This window comes from Falsibacillus pallidus, assembly GCF_050990905.1.
Classification (GTDB): Bacteria; Bacillota; Bacilli; order Bacillales; family DSM-25281; genus Falsibacillus; species Falsibacillus pallidus_A.
In genome coordinates this window covers 2439977-2452417 of sequence record NZ_CP158866.1, presented here as the reverse complement: position 1 = coordinate 2452417, position 12441 = coordinate 2439977, and the positions used below count along the sequence as shown (strand labels likewise).

Genomic DNA, 12441 nt, shown 5'->3' with positions numbered 1-12441 from the left:
TTGACTAGGGCTAAGCGCAAACTGGAGCATATTAAATATGCACTTACAACAGGAAATAATGGGCAGGCGGGATTTGCTGATATTCAATTTGTACATCAGAGCCTTCCTGATCTTTCACTGGATGACGTCACCTTAAATACAGTCATAGGCGAACTTTATTTAAGTTCGCCTCTTTTTATTAATGCCATGACTGGTGGGGGCGGGGTTAGAACACAGGAAATTAATGAGCAGATCGCCATTGCTGCCCGTGAAACAAATACGGCCATGGCTGTCGGCTCTCAGATGGGAGCCATAAAAGATAAAAGTGAAAGACCATCCTTTGAGATTGTTCGAAAAGTGAATCCCGACGGTATTGTCTTTGCTAACTTAGGAAGTGAGGCAGCGGTTGACCAAGCAAAAGAAGCTGTTGAAATGCTCAGGGCTGATGTCCTTCAGATACATTTGAATGTCATTCAGGAATTAACGATGCCGGAAGGAGACAGAGACTTTAAAGGTGCCCTCGAGAGAATTCATGCGATCATAGATTCTGTCGGCGTTCCAGTTATCATTAAGGAAACTGGGGCTGGCATAAGTATGGAAACTGCAAGGAAATTGGCTTCTGTGTCACCGTTTGCAATTGATGCAGGAGGATATGGCGGGACTAATTTTGCTGAAATTGAAAATTCGAGAAGGAAAAAGATACTGGAATACTTTAATGATTGGGGAATTCCGACTGCCGTATCTATAGCCGAAATCACTCATGGGGCGCCTTCTACGCCTGTATTAGCCTCAGGAGGCATCAAGGGCGCTGATGACATATTGAAAGCAATCAGTCTTGGTGCTGCTGCTGCAGGAATGGCAGGCCCTTTGTTGAAAACCTTGATGCAGGAGGGAGTCGGAGGACTAATCTCGGAAATCTCTGAATTAAAGGAAGATATGAAAGTCATGATGTGCGCTCTTGGACAGCCGACAATTCAAGGTCTTCGCAACGCGCCGATTATGATTTCAGGGAACACATATCATTTCCTGGGGCAGCGTGGAATTGATACAAAGAAATATAGTCAAAGGTAGTAATTAAAGGAGGTCATCTTGTAAAAAGACGACCTCCTTTTTGTAGGGCTATATTCAACTGCGCTGCCTGTTCCTTGCTTCTTCTGGTCCTTCCAGTTTTGTAGACCCCTTATAGTGAAGAGCCTGGTCGCGATCTGATTCAACGGTTTTGCCTGCTTTTAATTTCTTTTCTTGTCTGTCTTTTCCCATGCTGCACCTCCTATGAGTAACTTTTCCTAACAAATAATCTCTATTCATGGATAATCTTTTCTTTTCTTTACCATAATGGTACTGAAAGGATGGTGGAGCATGAATGGAAGGACTTTACTTTTTGTGGCTATTATGGATTGTTTGGATATGGAGTACTTTTTTTATGCATAAGCATGCACAGAGAAGGCTTTCTTTGTCTATTCTAAGTCTTGGTACAATTGCGGTTTATCCGTATGTCATTGAAATTTCCCCTATTTCATTCCAGGCAGCTGCCATTGTCATCTTTTTATTCTGTATGATTGAAATTACTGCATACTCCCTAATAGAAAAATTGCGATTGCTTATATACAGTCTTACAATCTGCGCAGGAACAGGCGGGTTCATGCTAATGAAAATCTTCGACCCGGTTTGGGTGATCTTTGATTCCAAATGGATGCTTTCACTTTTCCTGTTTTTCCTTATTCAAATGATAACCCCAGGAGATTTAAAGAAGAGTATGCTGTCACTATACCTTGGGCTGTTCTTCGGACATGCTGCCACTGTCATCCTTTTAAATAAATGGGGTATGGACATGCCAATTGGCTCGCCTGAAATACTGGATATCGCAGCATATGTTAGCACCGCATTTTTGGCCCTCGAAGGCATGAAGGTCGTCTCTGGATATTTTGAAGCAAAACAAAATGTCGGGAAGGGCAAACAAGGCTAAATATGGATTGTTATTGCCTAGCAGGAAGTTTATTGATAATATATATAAGTTAGACCCTTCTAAAAAGAAGGGTTTTCTTTATCCTGAATGTTTATGATAAAAAAATTGATATGTACTTTAATGTCGCTAGAGAAAGGGTGAAAATCATGACAAAACCAGTTGTTGCCATAGTCGGTCGCCCTAATGTAGGTAAATCAACTATTTTCAACCGAATAGTCGGCGAGAGGATTTCCATCGTCGAAGATATTCCGGGGGTTACGAGAGACCGTATTTACAGCAGTGCAGAATGGCTTACTCATGAATTCAATATTATTGATACAGGAGGCATCGAAATAAGCGATGCGCCTTTTATGGAACAAATCAGGCAGCAAGCGGAAATTGCTATTGATGAAGCGGACGTCATCATCTTTTTAGTCAATGGCCGTGAAGGCGTCACCTCTGCGGATGAAGAGGTTGCGAAAATTCTTTATAAAACAAAAAAACCGGTTGTCTTAGCCGTGAATAAAATAGACAACCCTGATATGAAAGACATGATTTATGATTTTTATGCACTGGGATTTGGCGAACCATATCCAATCTCAGGATCCCATGGCTTAGGCCTGGGAGATTTGCTCGATGAAGCCGCTAAATTCTTCCCAACCGATGAAGGGGACCAATATGGCGAAAACGTCATAAAATTTAGTTTGATCGGCCGTCCTAACGTAGGGAAATCTTCTCTGTTCAATGCACTCATTGGAGAAGACCGTGTCATTGTGAGTGATATTGAAGGAACGACAAGGGATGCGATTGACTCTGTTTTTACGTTTGATGAACAAGAATATGTTGTGATTGACACAGCTGGTATGAGGAAAAAAGGAAAGGTGTATGAAAGCACTGAAAAATACAGTGTTCTTCGTGCATTGCGGGCGATAGAACGATCTGATGTCGTCCTTGTTGTCCTGAATGGGGAAGAAGGGATCCGCGAGCAGGACAAGCGCATCGCTGGATACGCCCATGAATCCGGAAAAGCGGTAATCATCGTTGTAAATAAATGGGATGCTGTCGAAAAAGATGAAAAGACCATGAAACTTTTCGAACAGAACATCAGGGAACATTTCCAATTCTTAAGCTATGCCCCTGTCGTTTTCCTATCAGCTAAAACGAAGAAGAGGGTTCACACACTTATGCCTATGATTGACATAGCAAGTGAAAACCACTCTCTCCGCGTTCAGTCCAGCATACTGAATGAGGTTATCATGGACGCAATCGCAACCAATCCGACACCGACAGATAAAGGCAAGCGTTTGAGAGTTTATTATGCGACCCAAGTCGCTGTTAAACCGCCGACATTTGTCGTATTTGTCAATGAACCGGAACTGATGCATTTCTCCTATCAAAGATTTTTAGAAAATCGGATCAGGGAAGCTTTTGGTTTTGAAGGTACCCCTATCCGAATTATTTCAAGATCCAGGAAATAATGAAAAGTAGGTGAAGATGGTGAAGCACTCAGAAAAAATTGCTGTCCTCGGTGCAGGAAGCTGGGGGACGGCCCTTGCAATGGTACTTGCTGATAATGGACATGATGTCCGTCTTTGGGGACAAAATCCCGATCATATTCAGCGAATAAATGAAGAGAAGAAAAATGAAAAATATCTTCCTGGCATTCTGCTTCCCGACGGCATTCAAGGGTATAGCGATCTGGAAGATTCCCTTGATTCTGTAAAAACCATCATACTGGCCGTGCCAACAAAAGCCATCCGTGAAGTACTGAATAAAATCAAAGGATTTGCCCATTCCCCTTTTACTATTGTGCATGTCAGTAAAGGGATTGAGCCTGATACCCATTTAAGGATTTCGGAAATGATCGAGGATGAAATGCCTGAATCTCTTGTTGAAGACATCGTAGTCTTATCAGGTCCAAGCCATGCAGAAGAGGTAAGTCTCAGACATCCGACGACAGTGACAGTATCAGCCGTTAACATGGAAGCGGCCAAAAGAGTCCAGGATCTTTTCATGAACCAAAACTTCAGGGTCTACACAAATCCTGATATCGTTGGGGTTGAAATCGGCGGAGCGTTGAAGAATATCATTGCTCTTGCAGCAGGTATTGCAGATGGTCTTGGCTACGGGGATAATGCCAAGGCAGCTTTGATTACTAGGGGATTAGCTGAAATTGCCCGTCTCGGGACAAAAATGGGCGCAAATCCGTTGACGTTTTCAGGGCTCGCAGGAATTGGTGACCTGATCGTCACATGTACAAGCGTCCATTCAAGGAACTGGCGTGCCGGGAACATGCTTGGAAAAGGTAAAAAATTAGAGGATGTCCTGTCAAGCATGGGAATGGTGGTAGAAGGCGTCAGAACAACCAAGGCTGCTTATCAGCTATCTCAAAAATATGATGTGAATATGCCGATTACTGATGCTTTGTACAACATTTTAGTCAACGAAGAAAACCCTAAAGATGCTGTCGATCGCTTGATGGCAAGGGGGAAAACGAATGAAATGGACGATTTAGTCAATATTTTAGGCGAAAGATTAACAGAAGAATAGGCATTTATTGATGCATGCTGAATAATTCAGCATAGGATATAGATGAAGAATAAACGCTTTAAAGCCGGGGATGGCGAATCGTCAGAAAAACTGAGGCAGGAAATACTTGCTTCAGTTTTTCTATTTCAATTAGTGAAAACGATTACGAATTTGATAAATATACATAATTCACGTAGGAATCATGTGTTATAATTACTAGCGGTTATTAGTTAGGCTATTTTCGTAAACATTGTTGTTAAAATCCTAATGCTGATTTTAACGTAAAAATAACTGTTTGGCGCTTTGATATAGAGTATCCAGGCTCTTTTCTTGCTGAATATTCTGCTAAGGTTACATAATCTATTCTGCGTTAATTTCTAAAGCTGCAAAGGATGAGAAAAGAGCCTTAGTAAAAGGAGGGGTGGACATGTCTCCTGGTATGATGAAAATGTGGATATCCTTTGCTTCTATGGGTCTGATGATTTTATCGATACTGACGATTTATTTAAGCAGATATAAAATAAAATTGAAGCTAGTGAAATTTATTGTGGCCTTTTTTGCATACATATTTTTAATCTTAAGCGGACTTTTAATGGTTTATGTAGTATTTTCAAGTCCCAATAGCTAGCTGTCTAGTTAGGGTGAAAGGAGAAATATATTTTGAAAGCCTTTTTTAAAGCATCCTTTCTAATGATGCTCATTTTTTCATTAAGCGGATGCATGTATCCACAGGATGAATTGGCCCAAAATAAGGTCCCGTATAAGGAGCAGATCCAATCCGTGCAGTCTGCAGTCGATCAATTTAAATCGGCTAACGGGGGCATCCTTCCTATTAAAACGAGGGACCAAAATACGCCAATCTATGAAAAATACCCAATTGACTTTCAGCGGATAACTCCTAAATATATGGCTGAACCGCCCGGAAATGCATTTGAGAGCGGCGGAATCTTTCAATATGTCCTGGTAGACGTTGAAAAAAATCCCACCGTAAAAATCTTTGATTTAAGAATGGCCGATCAAATCCGGGATATGAAAATCAGGATGCAGGCCCTAGACTATCCTCCTTTTAAATCGGAATTGGCTGATAATGTGTATTCCATAGATTATAAAAGGATTGGATATAAGGAAGAACCTTATGCAGTCTCTCCGTATTCACAAAAAAACTTGTCATTTGTCCTTAACGGGGCAGGGGACATTTTTGTCGACTATCGGAGCGACCTGTATGAAGCATTAAAGAAACATAAGAATAAAAATTTTAAACCCGGAGATGATATCAGGTCAATTTTGCTTGAGGACTCTGATTTTGTGCCGGCTTTTTCATTGCCGTATACAGTAGATCAAAATAATGAGCCTGTTTTCCTGATAAAATAGGCATAACCCTTCTTTAGCACAATATATTGTTGAAGAAGGGTCTTTTTTTATTCTTTTCTTTTGGAATAGTACCAATGATTTATCAATTTTAAGGGGGAAAAAGAAAATTTTAGTCATATCAGAATAGGACAACATCATAAATATATAGTGTCTACTAATAGTTACGGATGAAATATCCCGGAACTCATTGAATGGGAGGGAATCTCTTGGAAAAGGTCGATATTTTCAAGGATATTGCCGAAAGAACCGGCGGTGATATTTATTTAGGTGTAGTAGGGGCGGTTCGAACAGGTAAATCAACATTCATAAAAAAATTCATGGAGCTTGTCGTTCTTCCTAATATTTCTAATGAGGGGGAGCGTGCTCGAGCACAGGATGAACTTCCTCAAAGTGCAGCAGGAAAGACCATCATGACGACAGAACCAAAGTTTGTTCCGAATCAGGCCATTTCAGTTCATGTTGATGAAGGTCTTGAAGTGAATATCCGCCTTGTGGACTGTGTAGGCTATACAGTTCCAGGCGCAAAAGGATATGAAGACGAGAATGGACCAAGAATGATCCATACTCCATGGTATGAAGAACCGATTCCGTTCCATGAGGCTGCGGAAATCGGTACAAGGAAAGTCATTCAAGAACACTCTACGATTGGTGTGGTCATTACCACTGATGGCACGATCGGTGAAATTCCCCGCTACGATTATGTAGAAGCGGAGGAGAGAGTGATCGAGGAATTGAAGGAAGTTGGCAAGCCATTCATTATGGTCATCAACTCCGCAAGGCCGCATCATCCTGAAACAGATGCATTGAGAAGCAAATTAGCAGAGAAGTATGATATCCCGGTTGTTGCCATGTCAGTTGAAAGCATGCGTGATACAGATGTGATGAACGTGTTGCGTGAAGCGCTGTTTGAATTCCCTGTTTTAGAGGTCAATGTGAATCTTCCAAGCTGGGTAATGGTGCTCAATGAAAATCATTGGCTGCGTGAAAACTACCAGGAAGCAGTGAGAGAGACAGTTAAAGACATCAAGCGTTTGAGAGATGTTGACCGGGTGGTCCAATTCTTTAGTGATTTCGAATTTATCGACCGTGCAGGATTGGCGGGGATCGATATGGGGCAGGGGGTCGCTGAAATCGACTTATACGCTCCGGATGAACTGTATGATGAGGTCCTGAAGGAAATTGTAGGGGTTGAAATCCGAGGCAAGGACCACCTGCTGGAGTTGATGCAGGACTTTGCCCATGCTAAGGCAGAATATGATCAAGTCTCGGATGCTCTAAGGATGGTGAAGCAAACAGGCTACGGTATTGCAGCTCCGTCGCTGGCTGATATGAGCCTGGATGAACCAGAAATCATCCGCCAAGGCGCGAGATTTGGTGTAAGGCTGAAAGCGGTCGCGCCATCCATTCATATGATCAAAGTCGATGTCGAGTCTGAATTTGCCCCGATCATCGGCACTGAGAAGCAGAGTGAAGAACTGGTCCGCTATTTAATGCAGGACTTTGAGGATGATCCGCTTTCCATCTGGAGTTCCGATATTTTTGGAAGAAGCTTGAGCTCTATTGTAAGAGAAGGAATCCAAGCGAAGCTTTCCTTAATGCCGGAGAATGCCAGATATAAATTAAAAGAAACACTTGAACGAATCATCAATGAAGGTTCAGGCGGTTTGATCGCCATCATTCTATAAAATTTATCTGCCGAGCACCCAAAAGGAGGCTCGGCTTTTTTTATGTGAAGAGATGATCTACATGAAACCTTTGAAAAATTGTAGAAATTTTCTACATTCCAGGTATCGAGGAGAACAAATAGACCCCGTTTGAATCGGAAAAATGTTCCCGCAGTGAGGCGGTGAGGGACAATAGCATGGGAACTAGGGGATTTTAGAACGGATACTGGTCTCTATGCGCGAGAAATTCTTAGTTATGCGCCACTTTTCCCTTCTATGCGCGAGAAAATGACCTTATGCGCCGGTTCAGGTGGTTTATGCGCTAAAACTATCTTCTTATGCGCCAAAGGGCACCTAACCAATCAATGAGCTAGCAACGTCATCACAAAGATTAGAAAAAACCAAAAATCTAATGCAAAATTCGACAAAAACCGGGGCGTGACAGTCACTCAGAGATCACCCAGACAGTCACCCAGAAGGCCGCCAACAAAATCACCAACAAGTTCACCCAAAAAAGCCGGAGCACCCTAAATATTTGAAGCTTTTTTTGGAGAATAAAGGAATAACCTATTACATTTATGTTTCAAATAAGAAAAGATTCCCATTATTTATCGAATTATTCTTGCTAAGGCAAATTTATTATGATAATCTTTTAACAGAATTGTTGTTGATGCCTTATACATCCACGATTCATGCGGTTTTTAGACATTTTGATGTATAGAAATCGTCAATTATGTTTACAAATGTAATTAATAAGGAAAACAACTGTAAGAACATAATTTGGGAGGAGGTGAATGGCATGAACAAGACAGAATTAATCAATGCTGTTGCAGAAGCAACTGAGCTTTCTAAAAAGGACGCTACTAAAGCAGTTGATGCTGTTTTCGAATCTATTCAAGATGCTTTAGCAAAAGGTGATAAAGTACAACTTATCGGTTTCGGAAACTTCGAAGTACGTGAGCGCGCGGCTCGTAAAGGACGCAACCCACAAACTGGTGAAGAAATCGAAATCGCAGCAAGCAAAGTACCTGCATTCAAACCAGGTAAAGCGCTTAAAGAAGCTGTTAAGTAATTACATATGCGAATCTGCATAGGGAAGAGGGTAGCCTAATGGCTGCCCTCTTTTCAATTATTTTGATCAATTGCGGGAACACTCTATGATAGAGCACTCTCCTTTGCTGTAGAAGGACGGTTGTGCTAATATAAAACATGTTATCAACATAATGGAATCACTAGAAGTGTAGGAGGAAGAAGCATCATGGGAGAAGTGAACCGCGCACAGATTGAAGAGGCAGTGCGTTTGATACTAGAGGCCATTGGGGAAGATCCGAATCGTGAAGGGCTTTTAGACACGCCGAAACGAGTTGCAAAAATGTATGAAGAAGTCTTCAGCGGATTGAATCAGGATCCTAAAGAATACTTTGAGACTGTATTTGGGGAGGATCACGAAGAATTGGTCCTTGTTAAAGACATCCCATTCTACTCAATGTGTGAACATCATCTTGTTCCTTTTTACGGAAAGGCGCATGTTGCATATATTCCGAAAAACGGAAAAGTTACTGGATTAAGCAAGCTCGCACGTGCCGTCGAGACGGTAGCAAGAAGGCCGCAGCTCCAAGAAAGGATTACTTCTACTGTGGCAGAGGCCATCATGGAAAAGCTTGAGCCGCATGGAGCTATGGTAGTGGTGGAAGCAGAGCATATGTGCATGACAATGAGAGGCGTCCAAAAACCGGGTTCAAGTACGGTAACGACAGCCGTAAGGGGATCATTCGCAGAAGATCGTACGGCAAGGGCTGAAGTCCTGTCATTGATTCATAAATCTTAATACATGAAATTAAGAAGCTGACTCAAAAATAACTGTAAGCAGCGTCCTGACAAGCTAGTTGAAAAGTTTGGGATTTTTGCTGCAGGATTGGGTTGGCTCTTATTCTTATTGAAGGGGTGAATAAAAGTTGAAGAATGCCAATAACCAGAGCGACTATGTTGTGATAAAAGCAATGGAAGATGGAGTGAGTGTCATTGGATTGACAAGGGGAACGGATACCCGCTTTCATCACTCTGAGAAGCTCGATAAGGGTGAAGTAATGATTGCGCAATTTACTGAACATACATCAGCCATTAAAATCCGGGGCAATGCAAAGATCATAACGAATGTCGGGGAAGTCGACAGTGAATGAATTCCCTGCTTTTCTGAAAAAATAGCGGATATTCGCTAGTTGCTCCTTTTTTATGATATAATCAACAGTGGCTTATACACTTGGTCTGCTGGCCAAAAGTAATTAACATCTGCCGGCACACCGCTACATAATCGTTTTATTCGTATACAAAAGATATTTTTCTGCAGAGAAATGGGGATACAGGGTTATGAATTTGCAACATAGCATGCAGCAGGTTGCTGTGATAAAAGAAAAGGTCCAACAAAAATTGACACATTCCTACCTTCAGCAATTTATAGTAGATCCGGTCATCGATGAAGACCGCATCCTATTTTTTCTTTCGAGCATAGAGGACGGACAGCTTGAAACTGATGAAGTAGAAAAATATGTGACAACAGCCATGCTTGTTCAAATTGCCCTTGATACCCATGAAAGAATAAATAATCATGAGGAAGACCGATTGAAGGAGCGTCAGCTTACTGTTCTTGCAGGAGATTACTTCAGCGGGTTATATTACAAGCTTTTGGCTGATCTCGAAAACGTCACATTAGTCAGGACCCTTGCTCAAGGGATTAAGCTTGTAAATGAACATAAGATTGCGATTTATGAAAAAGAAAGTCAGAACATAGAAGCATTCATGGCGAGCCTGAAGAAAGTGGAAATATCCATTTTTGAAAAGTTCTACACTTATTTCAATGAAAATGAGAAAGTGATTGCACGCCTCGGGGAACAGTTTCTCTTTTTGAAGAGATTGGTCGAGGAAAAGGAACAATTCATTCAAAAGGGAACAAGCGTCTTGTTTGAAGGACTGAAAAAATTCTCTTTTGCAAAAGTCGATCTAAATCAAGAACTTTCTCCGGATCAGAACAGGATGCTGCTTAGAATTTGCGAGAAATACATTGAGCATACAAAAGAATTAATAGATCAAATGGTCCATAAGTTCCCTGTTCCTAATGAATTTCTCCTCGAAAGAATCAACCAGATCACGAATCGCCGTTCAGCGATTTCGAAACTTTATGCAGAGGAAGGATAAGTTATGCAGTCAAAGGAACAGAGAGTCCATAAAGTCTTTGAAAAAATTTCGGATAATTATGACCAAATGAATTCAGTCATCAGTTTTCAGCAGCATAAACGATGGCGCAAAGATACGATGAAGGAAATGGATGTTAAAAAAGGGTCTGCTGCACTTGATGTGTGCTGTGGAACAGCGGATTGGACCATTGCACTTTCTGAAGCAGTCGGAAAAGATGGCAGGGTAGTTGGACTCGATTTCAGTAAAAATATGCTTCAGATCGGCAAGGAAAAAGTAAAAGACATCCCCCAAATTGAACTCATCCATGGAAATGCGATGGAACTCCCATTTGATAATAATACGTTCGATTATGTTACGATCGGCTTCGGTTTAAGGAACGTACCGGATTATCTTCATGTGCTAAAAGAAATGAACAGGGTGTTGAAACCAGGCGGGATTGCCGTATGTCTTGAAACATCCCAGCCGACAATGCCTGTTTACAGACAACTATTTTATTTTTATTTTCGATTTATCATGCCGGTCTTCGGGAGAATGTTTGCTAAAAGCTACAATGAGTACTCCTGGCTTCAGGAATCTGCACGGGATTTCCCGGGGATGAAAGAACTGGCAAAACTGTTTGAAAAAGCAGGGTTTCGAAATGTGAAATACAAGCCATATAGCGGTGGAGCAGCTGCTATGCATATGGGCTTCAAAGACACGAATTCTTAAGCTGGGTGGAAATGGTATGAAATTAAACATGATGTATTCGTTTTTAAAAGCGGATATCGATTTAATCGAAAAAGAGCTGGAAAAAGCAATTGAATCCCATTCTCCTTTATTGAGTGAGGCTTCCCTCCATTTGCTGCAGGCGGGCGGAAAACGCATCCGCCCTGTTTTCGTTCTGCTGGCTGCAAAATTCGGACGGTATGATATTCAAACGATTAAGAATGTCGCTGTGGCACTTGAGCTGATTCATATGGCCTCCCTTGTGCATGATGATGTAATCGATGATGCCGAGTTGCGAAGGGGTAAACCTACCATTAAAGCCAAATGGGACAATCGGATTGCCATGTATACAGGTGATTATATCTTTGCAAAATCCCTGGAATACATGACGAACGTTGAGGCGGTTGAAGCACATAAAATCCTTGCGAATACCATTGTTGAAGTATGTATCGGCGAAATTGAACAAATCAAAGATAAATATAGATATAATCAAAATCTCCGTGATTATTTCCGCAGGATCAAAAGAAAGACTGCCCTTTTGATAGCGGTCAGCTGCCAGCTTGGTGCCATAGCTGCAGGAGCAGAAGAGCATATACATAAGAAACTGTTTTTATTTGGCTACTATGTGGGGATGTCTTTTCAAATTACCGACGATATCCTTGATTTTACCGCTACGGAAAAAGAATTGGGCAAGCCTGCGGGAAGTGATCTCCTACAGGGCAACATCACTTTGCCGGTCCTATTTGCAATGAATGACGAATCAGTGAAAGAAAAAATCATTCAAGTAAATGAAGAGACAACAAAGGAAGAGATGAACGCCTTGATTGAATTTATAAAGCAAACAGGTGCTATTGAAGAGTCCCATAAAATCAGCCAGCGTTATCTCGATAAGGCTCTTGGAATCTTGGAAAGCCTCCCTAATGGGCGGACGAAGAAGACGTTCAGAGATATTGCGAATTATATCGGGAAGCGAAAATATTAGAAAATTTAAAATGGAAACGTTGCCAAAACCGCCAATCAGTGTTACTATTTTCGTGGGTTGTCCAAAACAGAATC

The 12441-nt window shown here is 41.5% G+C and carries 14 protein-coding genes; 13 read left to right on the top strand and 1 reads right to left on the bottom strand.

The features are described 5' to 3' along the window. Positions 1-1050: a type 2 isopentenyl-diphosphate Delta-isomerase gene (gene fni, locus ABTV07_RS12950; protein ID WP_433742873.1), complete on the top strand. Its 1050-nt coding sequence runs from the start codon at positions 1-3 to the stop codon at positions 1048-1050. Between the two features lie 54 nt (positions 1051-1104). Here the strand turns inward: fni and ABTV07_RS12945 are convergent, their stop codons facing one another. Beyond that, positions 1105-1239 carry a YpzI family protein gene (locus ABTV07_RS12945; RefSeq protein ID WP_433742871.1) on the bottom strand — a complete coding sequence of 45 codons (135 nt, stop codon included), beginning with the start codon at positions 1237-1239 and terminating at the stop codon, positions 1105-1107. Positions 1240-1402: 163 nt separating this feature from the next. Between ABTV07_RS12945 and ABTV07_RS12940 the strand changes: the two genes are divergently transcribed. The 12 genes from ABTV07_RS12940 (at position 1403) to hepT (ending at position 12367) form a co-directional block, all read left to right on the top strand. Beyond that, entirely contained in the window at positions 1403-1945 is a 543-nt protein-coding gene (locus tag ABTV07_RS12940) for a YphA family membrane protein (protein WP_433742869.1), read from the top strand. A gap of 146 nt (positions 1946-2091) precedes the next feature. Beyond that, positions 2092-3402, top strand: a complete 1311-nt coding sequence (gene der / locus ABTV07_RS12935; protein ID WP_433742867.1) for a ribosome biogenesis GTPase Der — start codon at positions 2092-2094, stop codon at positions 3400-3402. 16 nt (positions 3403-3418) lie between these two features. After that, a complete protein-coding gene (locus ABTV07_RS12930) occupies positions 3419-4474 on the top strand; it encodes an NAD(P)H-dependent glycerol-3-phosphate dehydrogenase (protein WP_433742865.1) in 1056 nt (351 codons plus the stop codon). A gap of 406 nt (positions 4475-4880) precedes the next feature. After that, entirely contained in the window at positions 4881-5081 is a 201-nt protein-coding gene (locus tag ABTV07_RS12925) for a DUF2768 domain-containing protein (RefSeq protein ID WP_433742863.1), read from the top strand. 62 nt (positions 5082-5143) lie between these two features. Beyond that, positions 5144-5824: a hypothetical protein gene (locus tag ABTV07_RS12920; RefSeq protein WP_433751229.1), complete on the top strand. Its 681-nt coding sequence runs from the start codon at positions 5144-5146 to the stop codon at positions 5822-5824. Positions 5825-6030: 206 nt separating this feature from the next. After that, on the top strand, positions 6031-7509 hold the full coding sequence (gene spoIVA, locus ABTV07_RS12915) for a stage IV sporulation protein A (RefSeq protein WP_433742862.1): 1479 nt from the start codon (positions 6031-6033) through the stop codon (positions 7507-7509). A 778-nt stretch (positions 7510-8287) separates the two neighbouring features. Then, entirely contained in the window at positions 8288-8560 is a 273-nt protein-coding gene (locus ABTV07_RS12910; RefSeq protein WP_121680748.1) for an HU family DNA-binding protein, read from the top strand. A gap of 186 nt (positions 8561-8746) precedes the next feature. Then, entirely contained in the window at positions 8747-9316 is a 570-nt protein-coding gene (gene folE / locus ABTV07_RS12905; protein WP_433742860.1) for a GTP cyclohydrolase I FolE, read from the top strand. A gap of 172 nt (positions 9317-9488) precedes the next feature. After that, complete coding sequence (gene mtrB, locus ABTV07_RS12900; protein ID WP_433751226.1) at positions 9489-9668, top strand: trp RNA-binding attenuation protein MtrB; 180 nt, start codon at positions 9489-9491, stop codon at positions 9666-9668. A 187-nt stretch (positions 9669-9855) separates the two neighbouring features. Beyond that, positions 9856-10680 carry a heptaprenyl diphosphate synthase component 1 gene (locus ABTV07_RS12895; RefSeq protein ID WP_433742858.1) on the top strand — a complete coding sequence of 275 codons (825 nt, stop codon included), beginning with the start codon at positions 9856-9858 and terminating at the stop codon, positions 10678-10680. A gap of 3 nt (positions 10681-10683) precedes the next feature. After that, positions 10684-11388 (top strand): demethylmenaquinone methyltransferase, encoded by a 705-nt coding sequence (locus tag ABTV07_RS12890; protein WP_433742856.1) that lies wholly within the window; start codon positions 10684-10686, stop codon positions 11386-11388. A 16-nt stretch (positions 11389-11404) separates the two neighbouring features. Then, entirely contained in the window at positions 11405-12367 is a 963-nt protein-coding gene (hepT, locus tag ABTV07_RS12885; protein WP_433742854.1) for a heptaprenyl diphosphate synthase component II, read from the top strand. The last annotated feature ends 74 nt before the right edge of the window (positions 12368-12441 follow it).